At 55.7% G+C, this 24,403-nt stretch carries 23 protein-coding genes; 9 read left to right on the top strand and 14 right to left on the bottom strand.

Going from position 1 to position 24,403, the window contains the following annotated elements; all coding sequences use genetic code 11:
• The first annotated feature begins 17 nt into the window (after positions 1 to 17).
• From K3727_00975 to K3727_00965, 3 genes are read left to right on the top strand one after another with little or no spacing between them, the layout of a single operon-like run.
• Entirely contained in the window at positions 18 to 674 is a 657-nt protein-coding gene (locus tag K3727_00975) for a Tim44/TimA family putative adaptor protein (GenBank protein ID UWQ91423.1), read from the top strand.
• A complete protein-coding gene (locus K3727_00970) occupies positions 671 to 1,714 on the top strand; it encodes a murein transglycosylase A (GenBank protein ID UWQ91422.1) in 1,044 nt (347 codons plus the stop codon). Before K3727_00975 ends, K3727_00970 begins: the two co-directional genes overlap by 4 nt.
• Positions 1,711 to 2,295: a Smr/MutS family protein gene (locus K3727_00965; GenBank protein UWQ91421.1), complete on the top strand. Its 585-nt coding sequence runs from the start codon at positions 1,711 to 1,713 to the stop codon at positions 2,293 to 2,295. The genes K3727_00970 and K3727_00965 overlap by 4 nt, the downstream gene beginning before the upstream one ends.
• On the opposite strand, the gene K3727_00960 is transcribed toward K3727_00965, so the two are convergent.
• The 3 genes from K3727_00960 to hslU form a co-directional block, all read right to left on the bottom strand.
• Positions 2,296 to 3,525, bottom strand: coding sequence for an MFS transporter (locus K3727_00960; protein ID UWQ91420.1), 1,230 nt, complete (start codon positions 3,523 to 3,525; stop codon positions 2,296 to 2,298).
• Between the two features lies 1 nt (position 3,526).
• Entirely contained in the window at positions 3,527 to 4,639 is a 1,113-nt protein-coding gene (locus K3727_00955; protein UWQ91419.1) for an alpha/beta fold hydrolase, read from the bottom strand.
• 106 nt (positions 4,640 to 4,745) lie between these two features.
• Positions 4,746 to 6,053, bottom strand: a complete 1,308-nt coding sequence (gene hslU, locus K3727_00950; GenBank protein ID UWQ91418.1) for an ATP-dependent protease ATPase subunit HslU — start codon at positions 6,051 to 6,053, stop codon at positions 4,746 to 4,748.
• 199 nt (positions 6,054 to 6,252) lie between these two features.
• Between hslU and K3727_00945 the strand changes: the two genes are divergently transcribed.
• A complete protein-coding gene (locus K3727_00945; protein ID UWQ91417.1) occupies positions 6,253 to 6,642 on the top strand; it encodes a DM13 domain-containing protein in 390 nt (129 codons plus the stop codon).
• Between the two features lie 88 nt (positions 6,643 to 6,730).
• On the opposite strand, the gene hslV is transcribed toward K3727_00945, so the two are convergent.
• Positions 6,731 to 7,249 carry an ATP-dependent protease subunit HslV gene (gene hslV, locus K3727_00940; protein ID UWQ93222.1) on the bottom strand — a complete coding sequence of 173 codons (519 nt, stop codon included), beginning with the start codon at positions 7,247 to 7,249 and terminating at the stop codon, positions 6,731 to 6,733.
• Positions 7,250 to 7,386: 137 nt separating this feature from the next.
• Here hslV and K3727_00935 point away from each other — a divergent pair, with 137 nt between their 5' ends.
• On the top strand, positions 7,387 to 8,316 hold the full coding sequence (locus K3727_00935; protein UWQ91416.1) for a hypothetical protein: 930 nt from the start codon (positions 7,387 to 7,389) through the stop codon (positions 8,314 to 8,316).
• Positions 8,317 to 8,449: 133 nt separating this feature from the next.
• The gene (locus K3727_00930; protein UWQ91415.1) at positions 8,450 to 8,641 is read left to right on the top strand and encodes a DUF1127 domain-containing protein; all 192 of its coding nucleotides are present in this window, start codon (positions 8,450 to 8,452) and stop codon (positions 8,639 to 8,641) included.
• A gap of 77 nt (positions 8,642 to 8,718) precedes the next feature.
• Here K3727_00930 and K3727_00925 read toward each other — a convergent pair whose 3' ends face one another.
• The 10 genes from K3727_00925 to K3727_00880 form a co-directional block, all read right to left on the bottom strand.
• A complete protein-coding gene (locus K3727_00925; GenBank protein UWQ91414.1) occupies positions 8,719 to 9,084 on the bottom strand; it encodes a Lin0512 family protein in 366 nt (121 codons plus the stop codon).
• Positions 9,084 to 9,431 (bottom strand): Lin0512 family protein, encoded by a 348-nt coding sequence (locus K3727_00920; GenBank protein ID UWQ91413.1) that lies wholly within the window; start codon positions 9,429 to 9,431, stop codon positions 9,084 to 9,086. The genes K3727_00925 and K3727_00920 overlap by 1 nt, the downstream gene beginning before the upstream one ends.
• 541 nt (positions 9,432 to 9,972) lie before the next feature.
• A complete protein-coding gene (gene trxA / locus K3727_00915; GenBank protein UWQ91412.1) occupies positions 9,973 to 10,293 on the bottom strand; it encodes a thioredoxin in 321 nt (106 codons plus the stop codon).
• Positions 10,294 to 10,354: 61 nt separating this feature from the next.
• On the bottom strand, positions 10,355 to 13,714 hold the full coding sequence (gene addA / locus K3727_00910) for a double-strand break repair helicase AddA (protein ID UWQ91411.1): 3,360 nt from the start codon (positions 13,712 to 13,714) through the stop codon (positions 10,355 to 10,357).
• Positions 13,711 to 16,629, bottom strand: a complete 2,919-nt coding sequence (gene addB, locus K3727_00905) for a double-strand break repair protein AddB (GenBank protein UWQ91410.1) — start codon at positions 16,627 to 16,629, stop codon at positions 13,711 to 13,713. Before addB ends, addA begins: the two co-directional genes overlap by 4 nt.
• Complete coding sequence (locus tag K3727_00900; protein UWQ93221.1) at positions 16,622 to 17,290, bottom strand: nucleotidyltransferase family protein; 669 nt, start codon at positions 17,288 to 17,290, stop codon at positions 16,622 to 16,624. Before K3727_00900 ends, addB begins: the two co-directional genes overlap by 8 nt.
• 11 nt (positions 17,291 to 17,301) lie before the next feature.
• The gene (locus K3727_00895; GenBank protein UWQ91409.1) at positions 17,302 to 18,306 is read right to left on the bottom strand and encodes a phosphotransferase; all 1,005 of its coding nucleotides are present in this window, start codon (positions 18,304 to 18,306) and stop codon (positions 17,302 to 17,304) included.
• Positions 18,299 to 18,775 (bottom strand): tRNA (adenosine(37)-N6)-threonylcarbamoyltransferase complex ATPase subunit type 1 TsaE, encoded by a 477-nt coding sequence (tsaE, locus tag K3727_00890; GenBank protein ID UWQ91408.1) that lies wholly within the window; start codon positions 18,773 to 18,775, stop codon positions 18,299 to 18,301. The genes K3727_00895 and tsaE overlap by 8 nt, the downstream gene beginning before the upstream one ends.
• A 41-nt stretch (positions 18,776 to 18,816) precedes the next feature.
• Positions 18,817 to 20,355, bottom strand: coding sequence for a PAS-domain containing protein (locus tag K3727_00885; protein UWQ91407.1), 1,539 nt, complete (start codon positions 20,353 to 20,355; stop codon positions 18,817 to 18,819).
• An 85-nt stretch (positions 20,356 to 20,440) separates the two neighbouring features.
• Entirely contained in the window at positions 20,441 to 21,838 is a 1,398-nt protein-coding gene (locus K3727_00880; protein ID UWQ91406.1) for an ActS/PrrB/RegB family redox-sensitive histidine kinase, read from the bottom strand.
• 91 nt (positions 21,839 to 21,929) lie between these two features.
• On the opposite strand from K3727_00880, the gene K3727_00875 reads away from it, so the two are divergent.
• The 3 genes from K3727_00875 (at position 21,930) to K3727_00865 (ending at position 24,399) form a co-directional block, all read left to right on the top strand.
• Complete coding sequence (locus tag K3727_00875; protein UWQ91405.1) at positions 21,930 to 22,553, top strand: SCO family protein; 624 nt, start codon at positions 21,930 to 21,932, stop codon at positions 22,551 to 22,553.
• Positions 22,554 to 22,634: 81 nt separating this feature from the next.
• Complete coding sequence (locus K3727_00870; protein UWQ91404.1) at positions 22,635 to 23,189, top strand: ActR/PrrA/RegA family redox response regulator transcription factor; 555 nt, start codon at positions 22,635 to 22,637, stop codon at positions 23,187 to 23,189.
• Positions 23,190 to 23,199: 10 nt separating this feature from the next.
• Positions 23,200 to 24,399, top strand: coding sequence for a glycosyltransferase family 61 protein (locus tag K3727_00865; protein UWQ91403.1), 1,200 nt, complete (start codon positions 23,200 to 23,202; stop codon positions 24,397 to 24,399).
• The last annotated feature ends 4 nt before the right edge of the window (positions 24,400 to 24,403 follow it).

The raw sequence follows: 24,403 nt of genomic DNA, 5'->3' as shown, positions 1-24,403 counted from the left end.
GTCCAGAAGAGGTCCAAATGAATCCACCCCCCATGATCACGCTGTTGGTTTTGGCTGGCATTGCCATTTTCCTGATCCTGCGCCTCAAAAGCGTTCTGGGAACCCGTGAAGGGTTTGAAAAGCCGCCCGCACCAAAAGAGTCGCCTCGCCGTCGCCAAGAATTCGAAGTGATCGAAGGTGGTCCGGATCGTGACATTACCGACCATGTGCCCGAGGACAGCCCACAGGCCAATGACCTTGCGGCTATGAAACGGATCGAACCCGGGTTTTCCGTTAGCGAATTCGTACAGGGTGCCCGAGGTGCCTATGAGATGATCGTTATGGGTTTTGAACGCGGTGACCTGGACGGATTGAAACCCTTTTTGGCCGACGAGGTATTCCAGACCTTTGTTGACGTTGTGTCCAGCCGAGAAGATCAGGGCCTGAAAATTGAAGCCGAATTTGTAGGTGTGCGTGAAACCACAGTGTCTGACGTACATTTCGACAAGGACACCAACCTGGCCGAAGTTACCATGCGGTTCGTGGGTGAATTGACTTCGGTCGTTCGTGACCGCGGTGGTGATATTGTCGAAGGTGATCCCAAACATATCAAGCGCCAGAAAGACACTTGGACGTTTGCCCGCACCATGGGTTCGAACGATCCGAACTGGCAGTTGGTCGCAACGGACGGATGATTCATGCGCTCCGGGCAGCATGTGTGGCGGTGTCCATGATGTGCGGGGCCGGAGCACAGGGCGAAGTCACGCACCAAATCCTTGGATTTGATCAACTGGAAGGTTGGGACAAGGATGATCATGCGGCTGCGTTGCAGGCGTTTCTGAACACGTGTCCGGATCTGGATGACCCGGATTGGACGAGCCTGTGTGCGGTGGCCCAGAATCACCCTGTCGAGCAGGCCAAGGCGTTCTTTGAATTGTTCTTTCGTCCGGTTCTGACCCAGGATGGCGACCCGGCGCTGTTCACTGGCTATTTTGAACCAGAGCTGGAGGGCGCTCGCAGCCCCAATGCGCGCTATCGGTATCCGATCTACCGGATGCCACCCGAAGCAAAGCGAAATAATCCCTGGCTTCCCCGCCGCGATATTCTGACCAGCGGTGTCATGGACGGTCGCGGTTTGGAAATCGCATGGGTCGATGATCCGGTTGAGCTTTTTTTCTTACAAATCCAGGGGTCTGGCAGGATCAGAATGTCCGATGGATCAACGATTCGGGTCGGATATGGCGGTGCCAACGGACATCCATATCGCTCGATCGGGGTCGAATTGATTCGTCGTGGGATTTATAACGCCCATCAGGTCAGTGCGCAGGTCATCAAAAACTGGGTGCGTCGCAACCCGGTGGATGGCGATGACTTGTTGATGCACAACCCGTCCTATGTGTTCTTTCGCACCGTAAACCAAGTCCCTGCCAGCGCTGGCCCCCTGGGGGCGATGAATCGATCGGTGACAGCGTTGCGGACCGTTGCGGTGGATCCTAAATTCGTCCCCCTGGGGGCACCTGTCTGGTTGGAAAAGGACGGTTCTGGCAAGATGCGACGCCTGATGGTTGCGCAGGATACAGGTTCGGCTATCAAGGGCGCCCAGCGGGCTGACATCTTCTTTGGAACCGGAGACGCGGCGGGTCAGGCAGCCGGGCGGTTGCGTGATCCGGGGAGGATGGTTGTCCTGCTGCCTATTCAGCGGGCCTTTGCCCTTTTGCCGGACGAACTGCAATGACACGTCGAAAACTGACCAGCGACGAGATCAACCTTTGGCATAGGGTCGTCGAGCAGACTGAACGTATGCATCCTGGGGCGCATAGCACCCCACAGGCGCTACCTCTGCCCAAGCCCAAACCAACGAAACAGCCCCTGCCCCGGATCGAGAATTTTGAACTGGGTCGCACTGCAAAATCCAAACCGGTGAAACACGAACTGAAACCGTCGATTGCGGACAGTATGCGCGCCAGTGCGCTCCAAATGGATTTTAAATCCTTTGCCCGCATGAAACGTGGCAAGATCAAACCCGAAGCCCGGATTGACCTACATGGGATGCGTCAGGCTGAAGCTCATCCAGAGTTACGTCATTTCATCTTGTCATCACAAGCCGCCGGAAAACGATTGGTGCTGGTGATTACGGGCAAGGGCAAGCGGCGCGACGACCCTGGTCCGATTCCAACCCCATTCGGAGTATTGAAACATCAAGTGCCCCAATGGCTTTCGCTTCCACCAATGGCACAGGCTGTATTGCAGGTGACACCCGCGCATATCAGCCACGGTGGCGACGGTGCCTATTACGTCTATCTTAGACGCGGCTGATCACAATCGGCCATACTTTTTCAGTCCGATTGCCACGCCCAGAGATGTTACCAGGAAATACGCAACAAAGCCGATAAACTGGGTTTCCAGGCTGATCCCGGCGTCTATCAAAACCCCGGTAATGCCTGGCCCAATGGCTGTGCCCAGGACCATGATTGCGGTGGCTAGGGATTTTATGGCACCGATGTGAGCCGTGCCATACGTTTCAGCCCAAAACGCCGCTGGGATCGTGGCATTGGCTCCGGTGGTCAGTGCCAGAAAGATAAAACCGAACATGACGGCTGTCGGTTCGGTGGCCCAGGCGAAAATCAGATAGCCGATTGTCACAGGGAGTTGGAATAGCGGCATCAACCGATGGGTTCCAACCTTGTCCAGCGCCCAACCTGCTCCGACCATCGACAGCACCGAAACTCCGGTAAAAACAGGGAACCATGCAACAAATTCCAAATGGGTCCAGCCCTTTATTTCTGCCAGGTGTACCTGGTGAAAAAAGAACGCAGTGGAACAGGCGCTTGGGCCGAGAATGGATGGCACGATGAACCAGAACAGCGGGTGCTTTAACGCTTGGGCCCTGGTCCAATGACGGTTCTCTATACCCGTGGCAGTTTGATCCGTGGCCTGATGGCGCGGGCTGCGCTCCTGTTTCAACAGGGTCATCAGGATTGGGATTCCCAGGATCGCAAGACCAGCACAAATTACCCATAACACACGCCATCCCAATATCGGCATCAGGGCAACAAACGTCACAGGCAACAGAGCTTCACCAAAAGAGAAACCCAATGTTGCAATGGCCAGCGCCCTGCCCCGCGTCGCGACAAACCACCGGGCCATAGCAACCATTGCAATATGGGTGGCCATGCCCTGCCCAAAGAACCGAAGCAGGAAAATGGACCCAACCAACCCCCAGAACCATTGGTTTCCGGCCATTACCAGACAGGCCACTGCGACACCAAACAGGATCATTGTGCCAAGCGCCCGCACTCGGAACATATCGGACAATACGCCCGCCCACACCATGACAACCGCCGAAACCATGGTTCCAGCCGAATAGATGCCTCCCCATTCTCCGTGGCTCAGTCCAAATTCGGCACGAATTTCGCCAGCAAACAAAGAGATAAAAAACGTCTGTCCAAAACAGGACAAAAGCGTCAGCAACGCACCGGCCGACAGCCAGCGGGCGTTTCGGATCACAAACCCGGTGTCCGATGTCAGGTCGGCCTGCCGTGCCATATCAACGCTCACCGGCAAGGTTGTAAGGAGTGATTTCCGTCGCGGCAGAATAATGCGCCACAGCACCCGGTAACAGGCTCTCTGGGGTGATCCGATCATGCCCGACGAACTGGGCCATTTTGGTAGCTTCGTTCAGCATTTTGATCAATGTGGGCGAAGACCCGGCCACAAAATGCGAAGATTGTGCGTCATCTGAAAATTCTGTCGTATCAATGATATCAATGGGTAGATCGGAAATCGCTTCGACCGAGCTGATATTACCCAACCGTTCCCGGCTGTGGGTACCCCTAAGCCGTTGTGAAAGGGTCAACAGCTTGTCCTTGCGGGACACAAAAACGATAAAAGGTTGGGGCGGTTTGGCAATCCGGCTCATTTGGGTTCGAAACAGATCAACATCCAGATCGGGGGAAATCAGCACGATCCCATTCAGGAACCGTGACGACCATCCCGGATCGGCAATCTCGATCTGACGCAAGGCTTCCATCACCAATACGGACCCCATTGAATGGGCGACAATCACGATCCGTTCCGTACCGCTGCGATGGATGTCGCGCAGCAACTTCTCCAAGCCGTCCCGCGCAAACAACATGCTGTCTCCGTCATAGGCATATCCCAAAGGGCTGCCCAGGCTGGGCCATGAATAGATCATCTGCACTCCGGGCAGATCCAGATCATGGGCCAGTTGGGCTGCGCGGAATGCGGCTTCGGTTTGGGTGGTGTTGAACCCATGCACATACAATGTCGCTTCGCGGTCTCCGGCCGGGCGCCGGGTCACAGCCTGGTTTACATGGGTTCGAAATTCGGATGGTGAGGCAAACTCTCTGCTGCCGGCCAAGGCGAATTGGGTTCGCGGATCGGGATTGGTATATCCATATTCGATCCGCCCAGTTTGATGCTCCGGAGGGATGCTGACAGTGAGTTCCAGCAGGCTGAGCATTTCTGAGCGTCCAGGCCCAAAGTCTCCGCCTGTTCCATTCTCACGCGTGGTTGCGGCAAATACGGTTTTTGCGGTTCCGATTGTCAATGCCGCCGGAACCGTTTCGACAACAGACCTGTCAACACAACCAGCCAGACCCGCCAGGAGGACAATCAAACTAATAGTTAAGCGTGTCATGATCCACCTGACCCAGAATTCTGGGACAGGCTAGTCATGCGATTGCGAATGTCCAGCACAGGAACGAACGATCAGTCAAATAGACAGTTTGATCAATGCGACAGAACTACAGAACATAACGGCTCACATCCGCGGACCGGGTCAGTTCGCCCAGGTTTTTTTCGACAAAATCGGCGTTGACGGTAACGCTTGTTCCGGACTGGTCGGGCGCAGCGAAAGACAGATCCTCAAACACACGCTCCATCACCGTATAAAGCCGGCGAGCCCCAATATTTTCGACAGATTGGTTCACGTCGGCTGCAATCTTGGCCAATGCGGCGATCCCATCATCGGTAAAGCTGACTGTGACCTCTTCGGTGCCCATCAGGGCGGTGTATTGCAAGGTCAACGCATTGTCAGTCTCCGTCAGGATGCGCACAAAATCCTTTTCAGTCAGGGCGCGCAACTCAACCCGGATCGGCAGGCGGCCCTGAAGTTCGGGCAGAAGATCGCTGGGTTTGGCAATGTGGAATGCACCAGACGCAATGAAGAGAATGTGGTCGGTCTTGATCGGGCCGTGTTTAGTGCTGACGGTGGTGCCTTCGATCAGTGGCAACAGATCCCGCTGCACGCCTTCCCGGCTGACATCGCCACCGCGTGCGTCAGATCGGGCACAAACCTTGTCGATTTCATCCAGGAACACGATGCCGTTCTGTTCAACCGAATCCAGTGCAGAACGTGTGACTGCTTCGTCATCCAAAAGCTTGTCGGCCTCTTCACCAATCAAAAGTTCATAACTGTCGGCTACGGTAACTTTCTTGCGCACGGTGCGCCCGCCCATAGCCTTGCCGAACAAATCGCCGAGATTCATCATACCGACATTGGATCCAGGTTGGCCGGGGATTTCAAAGCTGCCCATCGGGTTGGACGTGTCAGCCACATCCACCTCGATGACTGTGTCGTCCAGTTCACCAGACTTGAGCTTTTTGCGGAACATCTCGCGGGTGCCTTCGCGGGCCTCTGCACCGGCAATGGCATCAATCACCCGTTCTTCGGCGGCCGTTTGGGCCTTGGCCTTGACGTCTTCGCGCATGTATTCACGGGTTTGCAGAATTGCCGCATCCGCCAGATCACGGACAATCTGTTCCACGTCACGCCCCACGTAGCCGACTTCGGTGAATTTGGTCGCCTCGACCTTGATAAAGGGGGCGCGGGCCAGTTTGGCCAGGCGGCGGCTGATTTCGGTTTTGCCCACACCGGTGGGGCCGATCATCAGGATGTTTTTTGGATAAACCTCGTCGCGCAGGTCATCGGACAATTGTTTGCGTCGCCAGCGATTGCGCAGCGCAACGGCAACGGCGCGTTTGGCGTCGTTCTGTCCAATGATGAACCGGTCCAGTTCGGAAACGATTTCGCGCGGGGTCAGATCGGTCATGGTCACTCATTTCATTGTTTCGATGCGAACCTAATCATGGACGCGGAAAACTCAACCCAATCACAAGATGCTCACGCAAAAACACCCAGCAAACACGATAGATCAGCGGCGCGTGAGCAACCCTTACAATGACTGGTCGGTACACCGAGATTAGGCGAGGGCACAGATGCCCAGGGACGTGAATATGGAGAGAGATCCAATGATCAATCGTCGAAATTTTCTGAGCGTAGCCGTAGCATCCGGCGCAGCGCTGATCATTTCAGGGCCACAGGCATTTGCCGCCGAGGGTGGTCATTTTGAGGGCCGCAGCAAACACATCACCACCGGCAAGGTGAAAATTGTGAAAGAGGATGGTGGATATGTCGTCGAACTGGGTGACGACTTCTCGTTGGACGGAGCACCTGATCCACGTGTCGGTTTGGGCAAAAACGGGAAATATGACCCAGCCACGGATTTGGGTGAACTGCGCAACCTGAAAGGTGGGCAATCTTATGCGGTTCCAGCCGGGGTCGATATTTCCGGCCACAACGAAGTTTACATTTGGTGTCGCAAATTCAACGTGCCGTTGGGCGTTGCAACATTGAACTAACAGGTCGAAACCCACTCACGGATGACCTGACAGGGGTGGCTGGAGACAGCCGCCCCTTTTTTGTTGAGGGAGCAATAGCGGATTAAAGTCAGCTGTCGATTTTTTCGACTGTCAGTCGACCATTTGTATAGACACAAATGTCGGCAGCAATCGCCATTGCGCCTCGGGCCACTTCTTCGGCGGACTTGTCGCTGTCCATCATGGCCCGTGCGGCGGCCAAGGCAAAATTACCACCCGATCCGATGGCGGCCACGTCATGTTCGGGTTCCAGCACATCGCCGGCTCCGGTGATCACGAACATATCGGTGCCATCGGTCACAATCAGCATTGCTTCGAGGTTCTTCAGGTATTTGTCAGTGCGCCAGTCCTTGGCCAGTTCGACCGAGGCCCGCGCCAGCTGACCGGGAGTGGATTCCAGTTTGGCTTCGAGACGTTCCAGCAGAGTAAAGGCATCGGCAGTAGAGCCAGCAAATCCTGCAACCACTTCGAACCCACCGGGTTTCAGGCGGCGGACCTTGCGGGCGGATCCCTTGATGACGGTTTGCCCAAGCGAGACCTGGCCGTCGCCGGCGATTACCACCTCTTTGCCTTTCTTGACGCCAATGATTGTGGTGCCGTGCCAGCCTGGAAATTGATCTTCTGCCATGAATGTCTCCGTTTGTTGTTGATCTATATGGCCCCGTGCTCCCATGCGCACAAGAGGTTCAGGTTGCGATGGCTTTTCTGTCTGCCTAACGTGCCATCATGCCCGATGACCGCATTTTGACTTATTACCTGCATGATCAACTGCGCCAGCGGGCAGAGCGAGGTGGGCATAATTTCATTAACCGTATCAACCGTGTCGTCCGGGCAGCGGGCTTTGACATTGCCTATCTGGGTCACGACCCGGATACATTGCAACAATCGGTAGACCGACCGGGATACGCCATGTTCCATATGTCCGATCCGCTTCATGATCGGGCCCTGACCATGCGCAAGGTTTATGAATTTCCGTTCTGGAACATTGCAGATACGGCCAAGCGGTGGGAGTGGCCGGTGTCCATGGCCGATTTCACGCCTTGCCCGGACACACCCAGACAAGAAATGGACCGGTTCTATCGATTTTGGAGCAAGCGCCAGTTCGGGGATGCACCGCAGCGCGCTCAAGAGGATGGGTATGTTTATGTTCCGCTTCAGGGTCGGTTGCTTGATCACCGATCATTTCAAACCTGTTCCCCCATTTCGATGATCCAAGCAGTACTGGAACACGAACCGCGTCGCAAAGTGATTGCCACGTTGCACCCAAAAGAGACCTATGCGCAGGCCGAACTGACGGCCTTGGAGCGACTCGAGTCTCGGTATCCACGACTTGAGATAGCCGTGGGAGGCATGGTCGATCTATTGGCCAATTGCGACTATGTTGTAACCCAGAATTCATCCGCGGGGTTTGCTGGGTTCTTTTTCGGCAAACCATTGGTGCTGTTCGGGCGGATCGATTTTCATCACATTGCAGCCAATGTACACAGAACGGGCGTGGCCCGAGCGCTGGAAATGGCCCCCCAACTGCGCCCGGATTATGCGGCCTATATTTATTGGTTTTGGCAAAAGATGTCGATCAACGCCGGGATTGATGGCGCGGAGGGAAAGATCCGCGACAGGCTGTTGACGGCGGGCTGGCCGTTGGGTGCCCGTTAACGTTTTGTTCAAGTGCTATGCAAAGCGCGCAGAGCGGGCCTGTTTTTTTGGCAATTGTGGGACTCACCTTTGGACCCTACATGAGCCTCATCAACAAACACACGAACAACCCCAATTCTGAAGGACGTGAAAAATGGCCCATACCCTCGCCCAAACTCAAGCTCCAGTTGGTGCAGTCGCAACTCTGCGTGTTGTCGACTCGCTGATGAACGTAAAAAATTCCGTTGTTGCCTGGAACCAGGCCCGCGTGACCCGCAAGATCCTGTCCCGTCTTAGCGAACACCAGCTGAACGACATCGGTCTGACCCGTGGTGATCTGTTCTGAACCCATGCAGATATTTCAAGGCAATTGAGCCGCACCTCTGATCAGAGGCGCGGCTTTCGTTTTTTCCAGAGCTGTCTTCACTGTGTCAGCTTGTAGGCTCCGGACAAGTCCGGCAGAAAGGCCTCGACAGCAGCAGTGGCGATCACGTGAACAGTCCCGGCTTCGATATCTTGTATGTCCAGCCCACCGTGGACAGCGCGCACCTGGGCCCGACCTCTGGGCAGATCGCCGGCAACCAGATCACAATCCACCGCATCCGGGTTCTGCACAGCAACGGTCACCTGTACCCGCATTTCGGTATGATCCACCCCCAACTTTGAAAACAGCGTAATCGAAGAATGGTGCAGCGCGTCCTGAACCGCGCGGCGCGCAGCCTTGGTATAGTCCTGACCATATAAATCGTTGCCGGTACCCATTTCCAAAATGATGCGTTTTTCGCCCATCACACGGCCTCCAGATCAAAAGAGACAACGATAGCTGCATTGGCGATTACAGTGCACCCATCGGTGTGGTGTTTTTCCACATTCAGCCCGCCTTTTCTGACTGTGATTGTCGGCGTGCCATATGGAAAAATCTTCATCAATGCTGTGACATCCACCTTGTCCGGCTGTTGTACGCCAATTTCCGCATCGATGATCATGGCTTCTTTTGGGAAATCAAACAGCTCGGCCATATTGACCGAATTGTGCCACAACGCGTCCCGGATCGCTCGATCCGCAGCCTGAGTGTAGTCTTCGCGCCTGAGCGACGTGCCCATTCCGAATTCCACCAATACCCGTGTCTTGGCCATGCTATCTCCGTATTTTTTCAATAGTTTGATCATACATCGCAGTGCCGAAACAGATCCAGTCTGCGATCGACGGGCAAGCCAGTTTGGCAGCTATCCACAATTTGCTATGTTCTCGCTCCTGACCCAACCGAACATGCCGGTCTGCCATATTGTTTCTTGTGTCATGTCGTGCCGAACCCAGACCCAGCCTTCGGCCTGGGCCGGTGCCAGTTCTTCTTGTGGATAGACAACCAGATCGCCCACAGGGACCTCCCGTATTGCGACTGACGTCCCGTCTGGTTCCAAAAATAGGCTCACGCTGGTTTTGTTCTGTGCATGGGAAACGATTGAACATGCAATTGTCGCCTGGGCGGTTGATGCGGTTGTCACGACAACAGCCAAAAAGACGACGAGACAAAGAACATGTTGCATGAGTTTCTTCCCTGTTTGTGCTGGCCAATCTGCAAGCGAGCGTATGACGCTGCCGCGTTCGCAACAAGAACGCCCACAAAAAAAGGCGCCCCAACCGGAGCGCCTTGTTCACAAGATTTGATCACACAGATCAGATCGAATCGTCGATCCAGCTTTTCAACGCAGCCTTTGGGGCAGCGCCAGCACGGTTTGACACGACCTGTCCGTCCTTGAAGATGAACAGGGCCGGAATGCCACGAACACCCATTGCTGCAGCGGCATTCGGGTTGGAATCCACATCAACCTTGGCGATTTTCACGGCACCATTGTATTCGCTGGCCAGCTCTTCCAAAGCGGGACCAATCTGTTTGCAGGGGCCGCACCATTCGGCCCAGAAATCCACGACTACGGGGACTTCGGAATTTTTGACTTCGGCGTCAAATGTGTCGTCGGTGACGGCTACGGTGGACATCTGAATGTCTCCTGAGTGTATGGCAACTGGGATCGGAACGTATGTAGCCCGACCGTCGTCGTCAACCCGACAGCTGCCCAATGATGGTGCCTGACACAAGATCGTGTGGTAGCGGCATCAGTGTTGCTGTTCGGGTCCACAGGATTGCAGTGTCGATCCGTTTGTCCGGGTAGATTTGTGCCAGCGCGTGGCTATAGGCCGCCATTTGGCGCAACAATCCCAGCGGTACCTCCGAAGGCGTTGTGGGGACCGTGGCATTGGTTTTGAAATCCACCGCCAGCACGTGATCAGCCCCGATCACCAGCCGGTCGATCACCCCATGTATCCGCTCCGGGCCCAAATCTGCGGTTACGGAAACTTCGGCCAGCGCATGGGGGGCAAACAGCCAGGCCAGATCAGGGGAAATCAGAACAGTTTTGGCTTCGGCCATCAGATCAGCCAGATCTGGTGCGTCTACCAATAGCATCTCTGCGGCATGATCCCAGTCGGATTGGGGTAGGGCGGGCAGATGCTCGAGAAGAAGATGGATCCGGGTCCCGCGTAGCATTGCGGTTTCTTCGTCCAAACCCTGATCTCCAGGCAAAGCTTTTGGGCCTCCCAATTCAGACGGGCTCAGCGCTCTGGGCGGCGCGAAATAGGGGGCTGCCGGAAGCGTCAGAAAGCCGGGCAAGGGAACGATATGGCGCACATGATGCGCGGGAGTCACCAATTCCAACCCATTCCAGTCGCCGTGTTCCATTCGCAGACAACGACCATTTGGAACCTCTACTTCGATGGCTCCAGCATCGTGCATTGCGGTTTCGACCAACTGGTACCAACTGTCGCCTTCTTTTGACATCTCCCCGGCACTGGCCACAATCAACCATTTTTCTGCCCGTGTTAGAGCCACATATAGCAGACGCAAACGCTCACTCTTTTGCCTGTCCTGTGCCTCGGTTCTGGCCTGCATCAGCGCATCTGGCATCTGATCCTTGGGCAGCTTCCACAATGGAACGCCCTGGGCCAACATGATTTCGCCATCCCGGCTGGCACGGCGCGGACCGGTGTCCGGCAGGATCACAATCGGTGCTTCCAATCCCTTGGAGCCGTGAACAGTCATCACTCGGATCATGTCGCCCGCGGCGCTCATCTGGCGTTTGATTTCCAGATCGTCGGTTTGCATCCAGACGAGAAACCCAGTGAGGCTGGGAATATCCGTGCGTTCATAGGCCAAAGCCTGGGAAAGCAAAGCGTTGATCCCGTCTTCGGCCTCTGGACCCAATCGACCCAGCAATTTTCGCCGCCCGTCATGGCGGGTCAGAATGCGTTCGATCAGATCAAAGGGGCGGAGGAAGTCGGCATTTTTTCGTAAATCAGAAAGAACGCGAAATGTTTCGGGAAACTCCTCCTGACGCTTTCTGAGCGTTTCCCACAGATATTCTTTATTTTGACGGCGATGAGACAGATCAAACAACATTTGTTCTGACCAGCCAAAAAGAGGTGATTTTAGTGCAGAGGCTAGAGAAAGGTTGTCCTCTGGCAAGGCCAGAAAACTCAGAAGCGCTGCCAGATCCTTGACCGCAAGTTCCGCGCCGACCTTGAGCCGGTCTGCTCCGGCAATCGGCAATTCGGCCTTTTTGCAGGCGCGGATGATTTCGGAGAACAGATCCGACCGGCGTTGCACCAGGATCAAAAAGTCCCCCGGTTGCACAGGGCGGCGCACAAATGTGCCGCGTTTGGATCCGTCTTCGGGCAATGTTGCACCGCTGTCGATCAGCTGTTTGATACTGTCCGCGATCTGTTCGGCCAGGATGACATTGTGATGCCGCGCGCTGGGCCGGTCTACCGGGTCTGTCCAGTCGCGGTCTTCGTCATCATCGACCTTTTCCACAACTGGCCACAGATCGACCCGCCCTGGCAAATCGGATTTGAATGCGCGATGCAGTGCTTCCTTGTGAAATCCAGCCTGAGGACTGTCGGAAAACACCAGATCAACCAGCCCCAGAATTGCTGCAGAAGAGCGAAAGGAATATTCCAATGTCAGGTCTTCGAGCTGCGAACCGGTATCGCGCAACCGAGCACCGAAATCGGCCTGCATCCTGTCAAAGGCATCTGGGTCGGCACCTTGAAACGAATAAATCGATTGTTTTTTGTCCCCAACGACAAAGATGGTGCGTTCCACATCCGAACGCGCCCCTTCACCGCTGGTGAATTCCTGAGCCAGCTTTTCGATGACGTCCCACTGAACTGGACTGGTGTCCTGGGCTTCGTCCACCAGAATATGGTCGATGCCACCGTCGAGCCGATACAACACCCAAGCCGCCACCGCCGGGTCGTTCAGCAACTGACGTGCCTTTAGGATCAAATCGTCAAAATCAAGCCACCCGCGCAGCTGTTTGCGCCGTTCGTATTCAGGTAGGAACGCAGCGGCAAACGCATGAAGATCCATGGATTTGCGCGCCGCCACCAGCCCCAGCCTTTTGGCGCGCGCGTCTTCGATGCGCAGCATCAATGGCTCTAGCTGATCCATCAGCTCGCCATGAGATTCGCGCAGCTTTTTGGTGGGAAAAGACCCTATCTTGGCGGAAAAAGGTTCTTTGGCGCTTGCTCCGGTTAGAAATACGTTTTCCAGAACCGGCAAATCTGGCACCGTAGGTCGGGCAATGGCAGCAAGTTTGACAGCCGCCTTTTGATCATTAGTACCGCCAGTGGACAGCATCGCGCGCGTGCGCTCTAGCAGGTTCTCCTCGCCGCCCAGAAACACTCTTGCTTCCAACGCGGCCTGGTCAAATCCATCGGGCAGGTCGAACAACGCCAACAGATCGGATGCGGACATTGGTGTGTCAAAGCTGGCGCGGCGATGGCAAATTGCGGCTGTCAGGGTATCGAAATCGCTGTCAGTCACATGCTGAGCCATGTCATCGATCAGTGTGACCCGGTCGCCTTTGGCAAAATCCTCGACGATCTCTGCCCGCAACAGCGATGCGGCGCGGTCTTCCATCTCGGAGAATTGTGGGCTGACACCTGCTTCCAATGGAAATCGTCGCAACAGAGACGAACAGAAGGAATGAATCGTCTGAATTTTCAACCCACCTGGCGTTTCGATGGCGCGGGCGAACAGAGTGCGGGCCTGACGCAAGCGATCTGATGAGATAGCATCCTCGGCACCAAGATCTTCGAGCGCGACCGTCAATGCATGATCATTCAGCATCGCCCATTCGCCCAACCGTTTGAACAGCCGGTTTTGCATTTCCGAAGCTGCCGCCTTGGTATAGGTCAGACACAGGATATGCTGGGGCTGAACCCCACGCAGCAACAACCGGGCCACCCGGTCGGTCAGAACCCGGGTCTTGCCCGATCCGGCATTCGCGGCCAGCCACGTTGACGTATCGGGGCGGGCGGCCTGAACCTGGCGCTCGGTGGCATCGTTGCGCGCACTCATGTAAATGTCTCCGGTTCTGGCATGGCGCTGCGGTCCCATTCACCAAAGCGTGCCAGATGGTCATAATCGCCGTGATCCGTATCCAGATGCAGCATACGGCGGCTGGAAAACCCTTGGTTAGGGTCGAAATAGGTTTCAATCAGTTTCCGCAACTCTGCCCAGACCTTTTCGGGTGGTTCTTTGTCGATGGGCGCAGGAATTTCTTTGAGTGAGCTGCCCAATCCGATGAACAGGGCGCGGGCAACTTCGGCTGGACCAAAATTCGTGAACGCGCCTTCGGTGACCATGGCAGTTTCGATCAGCAGTTGTTTTTCGAATTTGATCTGTTTCTTTTCAGACGGTGGTTCGCCGGTTTTGTAATCAATCAGATGCAGAAAGCCGCGATCATCTATATCAATCCGATCGGCGCGGCAGACGATGCTGAAATCCAACGGGTCCAGCCGGATTTCTCCTTTGGCTTCGAATGAAACCGGATGACAGGTTGCGCGTCGCGCCAGTTCGCTGGTTATGAATGGTCCGGCAATTCGTTTGATCCTGGCCCACCACAGACGCCGTGCCGTTGGCCAGGGCACATGCTGTTCCAACAGTGCCTCCGATAGATTCAGTAACGAGTCGGCGGTCAAAAGATCTTTGTCATCCATCGAGTCACGGATGAACTTTTCAAACACCTCGTGCACGACAATCCCGCGCAACAATGCATCGGGTGCCTGCACCAGCGGGTTCAGTGGTCTAAGGCGCAGGACATGTTTGGCATATACCGCATAGGGGTCGCGAATTAGCCGGGGAATTTCGGTCACGGTCAATCGACGGGGGCGGGCGTGAACCGGCGGGCGCGGGGATGGTCGGGTTGCCATTGGTATGGGGGTTGGGGTTTCGATCGCGTCCACCCATTCCAGCCAAGTCTGACCTCGGGCCCGCATATGCGTCAACGCCTGTGGACCACCTTGACCGGGGAGACCGTCCAGCAGGTTGCACAAACGGTTTAACCAGCGGGAGGGCACCGAATCCGCCTCGTCCGAGCGAACGGACCGGGTCAACCAGACTTCGGGCGCGGCGATGGCCTGTTGGAAATCGTGAGCTGACAGGCCGATCCGGCGTTCTGGTAACAATAGCCCGGCCTGGTTTCGCAATGCCCGGTTCAACCAGGGATCGGGTTTGGAAGGTTCCGGCCAGCTGCCTTCGTTCAACCCTGCAAGGACCAACAGATCCGCGCCCATTACTCGCGCCTCAAGCGTCCCCCAGATCATGATGCGGCCATGGGGAGCGTTGTAGTCGTGAACGACGCCTTGTGCCAATATTGCGTTCAAAAGGTCAGCAAATTCGCGTGCCTTCATACTGCCGCCGTGTGTGGCTTCGGCGGTGAGCGTGTCGATGACTTTTCGCGCCTCAAGACCCGCTTTTTCATCCCACAGAATGCCGGACCCACAGGATTGACAGCCAGCAGCAATCGCTTCGGCCAGATCGACCAAACGTTTGACCCATGCGGTTAGTTGCAATGATCCCGCCACGTGTTGGTCAACGAACTGTTTAGATAACCAATCTACCCAACCCGGCGTGATGGCGTGTCTAGCTGCGAACTGTTCAAATTTTTCCGAATCAGGAAAAGGGATTCCCTTATCCCGTATGAACAACTCGAGATCCTGTGAATTTTTCTTGTGTGTGCCCCTCTCGTCTCCCGTATGGGTCAAAGGGTGCTTCAACAAGGTCAACAGCGCATCACCGGTCAATGGCTTGCAGAACAGTTCCGCCACATGGCGCAGAAATCGACCGGGAGGAGACAGCTGCAGCGGCTGGCCTGCGGAATCGTCCGGCAGGATGTCCCAACGATCCAATGCGGCCGAAACCTGGCGGGTCAGCATACGGTCCGGGGTGATCAGGGCCGCAGTTTGCCCGGTTTCAGCGGCCTGGCGCAGACGCAACGCAATGGCCAGCGCTTCGGCTCGTGGGCTTGCCGCTTCGACCAGGGTCACATCGGTGGTGGCCTGATCCAGATCGCTCAACTTGGGGCCTTCGCTCATCCAGGCATCCGTTACAGGCGCTGGGCGCATGGCGAGGGACACCAACCGATTGCGTGCTGTTGAAGGCGCCGGATCATTGGTCCAACGTTGAATATCCTGCGGTGACAGATCTAAATCACGCATCAGACGGTGGAATCGGAATTGAGGATGATCTTCGGAAATCATCGGATCATCCAGCCCGCGCCAGACGTTGTCAGGTTGGTCAAAGTCAAAGCCGGGCAGGATGACAGCCCCTTGGGGCAGGCGGGCAATGGCCTGCATCAACATCAACGTCGTGCCACGCGATCCGGTCGACCCCGCCAGAATAACGGGATGTTGTGGTGGGCTTTCCTGCCATTCTTCGATCAGGTTCAACACGATCTGCCGCTGTCGCGCCTGGGTATCAACGGGATGGTCATGCTGGCCGAGGAAGTCATCCGCGATGTCGATAAACTTCTGCGCACGGCTCCAGTGGTTGGACATGTCGGAAACATCCAATTCCCGGATTACTTGCGGAGCGACTCCTTCGCTCTGCATTTCATCAATCAATTCTGCAAGGCTGTCGGCCAGGTCGAATAGAGATGACCGTGCGGCCAAGTCTGGTTGCGCGTCCAACAGCTTTGCGACCAGTTGTGACAATTCCAGCCGACGCCGTAATGAAGGCAGAGCCCGGGGTAGTTTGTGTGCGCCAATGGTGGTCAAAAGCGATAATCGTGGCAACAGAAGAGCCGGTCCACAGTCAAACAACGTGTTGACGCGTCGGTACATTCGGTCTGTGTTGACGATCAGCTCGACCCGGGCCAGCGCATCGGGAGATTGACCCTGGGAGCGGTGCATCAGCCCGTCCACCAGGGCACGCGGGAAATCAACACCGCAAGGCAGGGCAAAAACGCGGGGCTTGTCGGTGGGTTCAAACATCAGATTGTCTCAACAAGGTTTCGGCCAGTGGGATGCCTTCGGGGTGACCAACGTCACACCATTTTCCGGGATATTTCACACAATAGAGCCTGTTTTTGGCCGAAATTGCGTTCCACAAAATATTCAGGGAAAACACCCGATCGGGGATGTCGTACAGCCCTTCCGGGTTCAGGATTTGCACACCTCCATAGACCAGATTGCCGCCCCGGAACGCCCGACCGTGTTCATCGGAGGAAAAGTCGCCGCCGCCCTGGCGTCCAAGGGCCTGTTCCATGGGAACACAGACCAACAGCGCATCCATGCAATCCGGGTTCCACATGTCCAGAGCCAGCTGAACCGGGTTCGGGCCAGACCAGATCGCATCAGTGTTCATGGTGATAATCGGACCATGGCCCAGCACTGGCAGCGCCGCGCGCAAACCGCCGCCAGTGTCCAATATGTCGGGCTGTTCCTCTGAAATGATCACGCCCTGCGGCAGCAGATGGTCCGCCAACATCTGTGGTTTGTAATGGGTGTTGGCAACAATCCGGGGTGGATTGACGGCACGGGCAATGCCCAACGTGTGGTCAATCAACGGGCAGTCATCGACTTTTATCAGCGGTTTGGGACGGTCCCGGGTCAGGTCGCGCATACGGGTGCCGAAACCAGCGGCAAACAGCATCACTGGAAGTGTCATTGGCCGCGCAACCGGTCGAGTGTGTCCGGGGTTGGGGCGGGTAGCGATTCGCGTAACATATCCGAAACAGGTGCAAGCACCGGATGATCCAATCCGCGGATGAAATGGTTCCAGACCCGCGGGATCAGATCGACATAATGTGGCTTGCCATGTTCCAGTGATAGTCGGGCGAACACGCCCAGAATGCGCAGATTTCTCTGCACACCTAGAATTGTATAAGCGGTTCTGAAGCCGTGATCATCGATGCCAGTTTGGGTGATGTACCTGTCGATCATTCGCATTTCGATCCCCGGTGGTACATCGCGGCGGGCGTCCTGCAACAGGGATACCAGATCATAAGCGCGATGCCCCGCGCGGGCATCCTGAAAATCAAGCAAACCGACCTGGGCGATGCCCTTGCGTTCGGGTAACCACAACAGGTTTTCGGCATGGTAGTCGCGCTGGACCAGAACGCTGTCGCCCTTGATGTTCAGGCGAAGAATATCCTCGAACCTGTTTTCAAAACGGGTTTGCAGTTCCGGTTCCGAACCGCCAAAAACACCTGCGCGATATTTCCCGAATGCAAGCCCGGCCATTTCGGCCATCAATCGAGGGCCATAGCGATCCAGATCGGGCAGGGGTGCCTGATGCAGTGTGACCAACAGATCTGTGGCACGTTGATACAGCGTGGTTTCCAGCTCTGGATGCTCAGGGATCACTCGGGCGAACAGCGCATCGCCTAGGTCTTCGAGCAGGAGAAACCCATGTTCGGCGTCTTCGGCCAGGATTTCTGGCGCGCTCATGCCTTGGGCTGACAGATGGCGGGCGATACGGACAAATGGGCGGACATCCTCGCCTTTGTCCCGTGGCGCATCCATCAAAACTGCAGTTGTCCCCGTGTCTGGGTCCGTCAGGCGTTCATAGCGGCGGTTGGAGGCATCCCCGGCCAAAGGAGCGCGTTGGGCGTGAGCCCAGGCAGTTTGGGCCAGAAAAAGGTCAGCCAATTGGGCACGGTCAGTCATGGGTCACTTCCAGCAAATCGGACCATCTCTGATCGGTCCAGCCAAGGGTCAGATGTCGGGTGTCAGCCTCTTCGGGGGCAAGCGAAAAGGAAAGTGTCAGGGCGTTCTTTGGGGTCAATTCAGCGAGCCGGTCAGGCCATTCAATCAGACAGATTGCTGAGGCCATGGCCTCATCCAGGCCCAATTCGACAATGTCATCCACGCAGGACAGCCGATACAAATCGGCGTGCCATAGCTCTCCGGCGTTGGTGTCGTATGTCTGAACCAGGGTAAAGGTAGGCGAGGGAACGTCCTCGGGATAGTCCATGAGAGATTGAATCAAACTGCGGGCGAAATGTGTTTTGCCAGCGCCGATGCCTCCGTTCAGCAACAGGCAATCGCCAGGCACCAATTTAGCGCCCAAACGGGCGGCCAGTTCTGCAGTGTCCTGGGGGGATGAAAGGGTGATTTTCTGCTGCTTTGCCGTCATGCCGCTACAATGGCCCAGCCAATGATCGGCAGCAAGTCAGATCAGGTCAGAACAGGAAGCTGTACAGTGTCTTGCGCGGAAATTTCTGAACCATCCATTTTTGAAAAACAGATCATGGTGGCTCCGTTCTGGATTGGGCTGACCTTGCAGGTGAACCGTTGTCCGCTCCGCATCTCGACCACGTCTTCCCAGCTTTCACTGCGGTGTTCACGCATCTGTACAATGTCACTGACACGACCCCACAACATTGTGGGGCGGCATTTGTCCTGCCAGGCACGACAAGATTCCAGGACAGTCATCTGGGCAAAGCTGGTGTCGGGATCCAGCCCCCACATCGCATGATAGGTCGCATTGGAAAATGTGAGAGTTCCATCTCCGGAAAAAACGGCAATGGCCTGATCCAGGTTATCAACAATCGACTGGCCCAGTTCCAGCTCCGAGCGAAACCGACGGGTCAGGGTGATTTCTGCAGTGATGTCTTCGAACAGGAAGGCCACAGCGCCATCGGGGTGTGGTCGCCCGCTGACCGAATAAACCGAACCGGATGGCAGTGACCAAGTTTCCTGATACCGCCCGTCGGCGGCCGCTTCCACCAGGTCTGAAATTCGCTGACGCCAGGATTTGATGTCTTTGGGTTCGGGCATGACGCGGCTGTCGCGGAGCCGGTCAAAAAAGTCGAACAATGTGGGCCGTGAACTGAGAAAATCCGCTTGCAGTGCGGTTAGATCAATCAAGGCGGGGTTGAACAGTGCAAGCTGGCGATTGCGATCAAAAATTGCCAATCCGATCGACAGTTGGGCAAAGGTTTTGGCCAGCGTCTGTACAAAGTTTCTTTGTGCTATCTCGGCATCAACAACTGCATTAATATCAACAGCATACCCTAATTTACCGCCATCATTTGGGACAGTAGAGACGTCAAACCACAGCTTTTGATTGCTGTCAGGGACAGGAATGGAAACGCGGGATTTGCGGCCGGCAACCACCGGCAGGGACAGTTCAGGAAACAGAGGGTCCGAAACCTTGCGCCCGGTTCTTTTCAACCTGTGATGTAAGTTCTCATAAGCTTGGTTGCACCACGCGATGCGTCCGTCTTCAGATTCCCGCCATACCGGATAAGGAGCGGCATCCATGGCCGTTCGCAAGTTCTGTAATTCGGAACCGCATATCGGATTTTCGGGCAATTCCGCTTTGCGCAGGTGAACACGGGTCACGCCGTCAATCCATTCGCAAACGGCCTCGCGCCCGTGATTATTCCCAACACCTCCCAAGGTCATTGCGCCGCTCGTGCGCAGCATATCGGGTGTCTCGGGCAGGCCGGGGAATGTTGGAAGCAGCATTTTCCGGATCCCGGACCAGGATGTCGGGTCAGAGCAGGAGCACAGCAATCGGGCGGCGCTGGAGGATTTGTCGATCAGGAGTGTTTCATCAAACAGAAACACCGGGTCATTGACGTTGACGCCCGAGTAGATTGTTGATCCGAATTTGTTCAGTCGCGGTGACAGAACAAAAACAGCCAAAGACGCAGCCGTCAGGCAGATCGCAGCAATGACAAGCCAGTCGAATATTCCAAAGTCCTGCATCTCTTAGCCATGTAGTTTTCCGTTAGGCAGACTCTGGTGGCTAAATGGTTAACGGAGGCTTAACCAACCCGAACTTTGGAGGAATTCAGATTTCAAAATGCTGATTCAGTCCAATTGGCAACGCATTCTCTCCGGACACGGCGTCAATCTGATCGCGGGGCCATTTGACAACCACAATCGCACCACGCCGTTCCACCGGAGTCGTCTTTGTGCCGAGTGGATCAGATCCATTGGCAAAGCTCAGCTCGGCACCTGTGCGCTCCAGCAGGGTTTTGGCGATAAACAGTCCCAATCCCATTCCTTCGTATTCGGGGCGCGTCTTGCGGTCGCTTTCTGTGCGGCGACGGCGAACAAATGGGTCTCCGATCCGACCCAGCATTTGCGGAGGATATCCCCGTCCATCGTCGGTGATACGTACAGTGATCGTGTCATCAGTCCATGCAGTTTCGACCCAGACATTTGCGCGCGAGAAGTCGACAGCGTTCTGGATGAGGTTGCGCAAGCCGTGAATGATTTCAGGCTTGCGCAAGATGGTTGGTTGTTGAAGCCCGCCGCCTTCGGCCGGACCTTCGTCAAAATGCACGTATTTTCCCCGGGTGGTATGCGGCTCAGCGGCTTCATTGACCACAGTTGACAAAGGGGCCTTGCGCAGGTGCAGATCATTTTTACCGGCCCGTCCCATATCGCGCAGAATATCTCGGCAGCGATCGGCCTGTTCCCGGATCAGCGCAGCGTCGTCGCGCAGTTCGGGTCTGTCATCCAGTTCTTCAATCAACTCGGCGCTGGTTAATTTGATCGTGGCCAAAGGGGTGCCCAACTCGTGTGCGGCGGCCGCCACAACTCCGCCCAGGTCCGTCAGTTTCTGTTCACGTGACAGCGCCATATGCGTTGCTGCCAACGCATCCGACATAGAGCGTATTTCCGCGTTGATCCTTTGGGAGTAGGCGCTCATAAAAATCACAGCAATAATGATGGCAATCCAATTGCCGAATACAAACAGCTCAGGCACCCGCAGGATAAATCCCTGATCGGTGCGCAATGGTAAATGTACCTGGGCCAGCAGGGTCACCATGATGATAGCCGTGGCCCCGATGATCAGCGTCGATCGCATTCCCATGACATTGGCGGCCACGGTTACTGGTCCCAGAACCAACAGGGCAAATGGGTTGTTCAAGCCGCCAGTCAGATACAACAGCATCGACAGTTGCAGCAGGTCAAACATCACCATCATGAAGTTTTCAAATTCGGTCAGGCGTTTGTTTTCTGGGAACACAAAGATCGCGATCAGGTTGCCGATCACCGAAACGCCGATGGCCATGTAACACAGGCCCAATTCCAGCTGCAGATTGTACAGTTGTTGCGCCACTGAAATGGCAGCGATCTGGCCCACAATGGCGACCCACCGCAACAGGATCATCGTGCGCAGGCGAATCCGGTTGCTATTTTGTTGACCGCTGAACAGGCCGATATTGGATTCCGACATTGTGATCCCATCTAGGTTGCATCGGCTGACCAAATTGATAGGTGTCTGCGCCGAAACGTTCAACATATCTTGCACAGCAAGGCAGAGTCTCATGTCCCGTATGTATGCCTATATCGCCGCCGCCGCCGTTGTTTCCGCAGTGGGGGGCACCTGGGTTGCGACCCAGATGATGGGCGGGGGCAAGGATCAGTTTGCCCAATGCCGGTCGTCCCAGATTGCCGGTGGAACTGCGACCATTGGCGGCCCGTTTGAATTGGTCAATGCCAGTGGGGAAACCGTCACGGACGTGGATGTGATAACCGAACCTTCGCTGGTCTATTTTGGATATACGTTCTGCCCCGATGTGTGCCCGATGGACACGGCGCGCAATGCCGATACCGTAGATGTACTGGCCGAGCGCGGACAGTCGATAACGCCGGTGTTCATCTCGATCGACCCGGAACGGGACACGCCCGAAGTTGTCGGTGATTTTGCTGAAAACCTGCATGAAAAGATGATCGGTCTGACCGGATCTCAGGAACAGGTCAAAGCAGCAAGCAAAACCTACAAAACCTACTTCAAGAAGCAGGAAGGCGATCCGGAATATTATCTGGTGGATCATTCGACCTTTTCTTATCTCGTGTTGCCGGAACAGGGATTTGTCGAGTTTTTCCGTCGTGATGAGACGGCTGAACAGATGGCGGACAAGATCGGCTGTTTTATCGACAACATCTGATGGCGCAGTGTTTGACCTTTGACTCTGCGCCCGTCATATTCGTCACAATAGATGAATAAATTCGCTGCGGAGGACACAAACATGGTCGAAGGCGCCCAGCAGGAGATTGGACCTGATAGGTCATTGTTGTTGGTCGATGATGACGAACCCTTCCTGAGACGCCTTGCCAAGGCCATGGAAAAACGCGGTTTCGAAGTGGAAACAGCGGGATCTGTCGCTGCCGGGCGCGCCATTGCCACCGCGCGTCCACCGGCCTATGCCGTTGTGGATCTGCGGCTCGAGGACGGAAACGGGCTCGATGTTGTCGAAGTGTTGCGGGAAAAACGCCCCGATAGCCGGGTTGTTGTGTTGACCGGATATGGTGCGATCGCAACCGCGGTGGCTGCGGTCAAAATTGGCGCGACAGACTATTTGTCCAAACCCGCCGATGCGACAGATATCACCAATGCACTGCTGACCCGCGAAGATGAGCTGCCGCCTCCGCCAGAAAACCCGATGAGCGCAGATCGCGTCCGCTGGGAACATATTCAGCGCGTTTATGAGTTGTGCGACCGGAATGTTTCGGAAACTGCCCGACGGTTGAATATGCACCGGCGGACGCTGCAACGGATCCTTGCCAAGCGTAGCCCACGCTGAGGTTCGCTAGATGACCCAGCCCGAATTCGGTCCTGACCATCAGCCATTGCCAGAAGGCGGATGGTCAGAGAGCCTGACGACGTTGCGCAACGCTATCGTCGTACCTCCGATCGAAAGTAGCTTTGTACAAGAGGCCGGCATTCTGCATTCCGATGGAACGTATTGTCCTGAGGGTGCGCTGTGGCGCAAATACCGACCTATCACCACCCAGCCGGCAATGCCTGATGCCATTGCGGAAACTCTGCCGGGGCGATGGCTGTGGGGCGGGGTGCTGTGGGCGCATTTCGGGCATTTTCTGGTGGAAAGCGCGTCACGGATCTGGCCATTGGCTGAAATGGACACGCCTTTTGATGGTATCCTGTTCATTCCGAAGCGCCCGCGTGTCGGTGAAGAGGTGCGTGGTTTTCATCGCGAATACATGTCCCTGATGCAGCCCGATCTTCCAGTTCGGGTAACGGCCCAGCCAATGCAGGTCGAAGAGCTGGTGGTCCCAGGTCAGGGATTTGGTCTGGGATTGATAACGGCGGGTACACAGAAATATAGGGATGCCATCCATTCTCGTTTCGCACGTGACGTCGAACCCGATGGGCCGGAAAAGATCTACATCTCACGGTCCAAGCTGGGGTTGGCCAAAGGTGGCATGCTGGGTGAAGAGCGGATGGAGGATTATCTGCGGGCCGAAGGGTACGAAATCTTTTACCCTGAAAAGCACAGCCTGACGGTTCAACTGGCGCATTACAAAGCCGCCAGGAAAGTCATCGCCGCTGATGGATCTGCCTTGCACCTGTTCGCAATGGTGGGGCGGCCGGATCAGCCTGTGGCCATGATCCTGCGCCGTCAATCAGGCGTGGATAATTTGCTGGCAAGGAACGTCAGTCAGTTTTGCGGTAGCAAACCGCTGGTCATCGGAGCCTTGCGGACAGAATGGGTACCAACAAACAAACGTAAATCAAGTCGGCTCAGTTTTGGTGAATTGGACCACTCTGTTATCGGTCCAGCGCTACAGAAATACGGGTTCATCCAGGATGGATCCCATTGGACTGCTTTGTCCGATGAGGACCGCAAACAGGCACTCGAAGACAAAGGGTTGGGTGGCAACGATCGGTTTGTCGAATCCCCAGTGTTTGTCCAGCGGCGCATTCGCCAGATCCGACAGGAGCGCCGTCAACGGCGTGCGCAGCAGGCGCAATCCGACTCCCAGAAAGCCTGATGGC

The sequence above is a fragment of the Rhodobacteraceae bacterium M382 genome (assembly GCA_025141015.1).
Lineage (GTDB): Bacteria > Pseudomonadota > Alphaproteobacteria > Rhodobacterales > Rhodobacteraceae > Aliisedimentitalea > Aliisedimentitalea scapharcae.
This window is presented reverse-complemented; position numbering and strand designations above follow the sequence as displayed.

Excerpts from the sequence above, each read along its gene's own strand:
- K3727_00975 (UWQ91423.1), top strand. The coding sequence starts at position 18 with ATGAATCCACCCCCCATGATCACGCTGTTGGTTTTGGCTGGCATTGCC.
- K3727_00970 (UWQ91422.1), top strand. The coding sequence starts at position 671 with ATGATTCATGCGCTCCGGGCAGCATGTGTGGCGGTGTCCATGATGTGC.
- K3727_00965 (UWQ91421.1), top strand. The coding sequence starts at position 1,711 with ATGACACGTCGAAAACTGACCAGCGACGAGATCAACCTTTGGCATAGG.
- K3727_00960 (UWQ91420.1), bottom strand. The coding sequence starts at position 3,525 with ATGGCACGGCAGGCCGACCTGACATCGGACACCGGGTTTGTGATCCGA.
- K3727_00955 (UWQ91419.1), bottom strand. The coding sequence starts at position 4,639 with ATGACACGCTTAACTATTAGTTTGATTGTCCTCCTGGCGGGTCTGGCT.
- hslU (UWQ91418.1), bottom strand. The coding sequence starts at position 6,053 with ATGACCGATCTGACCCCGCGCGAAATCGTTTCCGAACTGGACCGGTTC.
- K3727_00945 (UWQ91417.1), top strand. The coding sequence starts at position 6,253 with ATGATCAATCGTCGAAATTTTCTGAGCGTAGCCGTAGCATCCGGCGCA.
- K3727_00935 (UWQ91416.1), top strand. The coding sequence starts at position 7,387 with ATGCCCGATGACCGCATTTTGACTTATTACCTGCATGATCAACTGCGC.
- K3727_00930 (UWQ91415.1), top strand. The coding sequence starts at position 8,450 with ATGGCCCATACCCTCGCCCAAACTCAAGCTCCAGTTGGTGCAGTCGCA.
- K3727_00925 (UWQ91414.1), bottom strand. The coding sequence starts at position 9,084 with ATGGGCGAAAAACGCATCATTTTGGAAATGGGTACCGGCAACGATTTA.
- K3727_00920 (UWQ91413.1), bottom strand. The coding sequence starts at position 9,431 with ATGGCCAAGACACGGGTATTGGTGGAATTCGGAATGGGCACGTCGCTC.
- trxA (UWQ91412.1), bottom strand. The coding sequence starts at position 10,293 with ATGTCCACCGTAGCCGTCACCGACGACACATTTGACGCCGAAGTCAAA.
- addA (UWQ91411.1), bottom strand. The coding sequence starts at position 13,714 with ATGAGTGCGCGCAACGATGCCACCGAGCGCCAGGTTCAGGCCGCCCGC.
- addB (UWQ91410.1), bottom strand. The coding sequence starts at position 16,629 with ATGTTTGAACCCACCGACAAGCCCCGCGTTTTTGCCCTGCCTTGCGGT.
- K3727_00900 (UWQ93221.1), bottom strand. The coding sequence starts at position 17,290 with ATGCTGTTTGCCGCTGGTTTCGGCACCCGTATGCGCGACCTGACCCGG.
- K3727_00895 (UWQ91409.1), bottom strand. The coding sequence starts at position 18,306 with ATGACTGACCGTGCCCAATTGGCTGACCTTTTTCTGGCCCAAACTGCC.
- tsaE (UWQ91408.1), bottom strand. The coding sequence starts at position 18,775 with ATGACGGCAAAGCAGCAGAAAATCACCCTTTCATCCCCCCAGGACACT.
- K3727_00885 (UWQ91407.1), bottom strand. The coding sequence starts at position 20,355 with ATGCAGGACTTTGGAATATTCGACTGGCTTGTCATTGCTGCGATCTGC.
- K3727_00880 (UWQ91406.1), bottom strand. The coding sequence starts at position 21,838 with ATGTCGGAATCCAATATCGGCCTGTTCAGCGGTCAACAAAATAGCAAC.
- K3727_00875 (UWQ91405.1), top strand. The coding sequence starts at position 21,930 with ATGTCCCGTATGTATGCCTATATCGCCGCCGCCGCCGTTGTTTCCGCA.
- K3727_00870 (UWQ91404.1), top strand. The coding sequence starts at position 22,635 with ATGGTCGAAGGCGCCCAGCAGGAGATTGGACCTGATAGGTCATTGTTG.
- K3727_00865 (UWQ91403.1), top strand. The coding sequence starts at position 23,200 with ATGACCCAGCCCGAATTCGGTCCTGACCATCAGCCATTGCCAGAAGGC.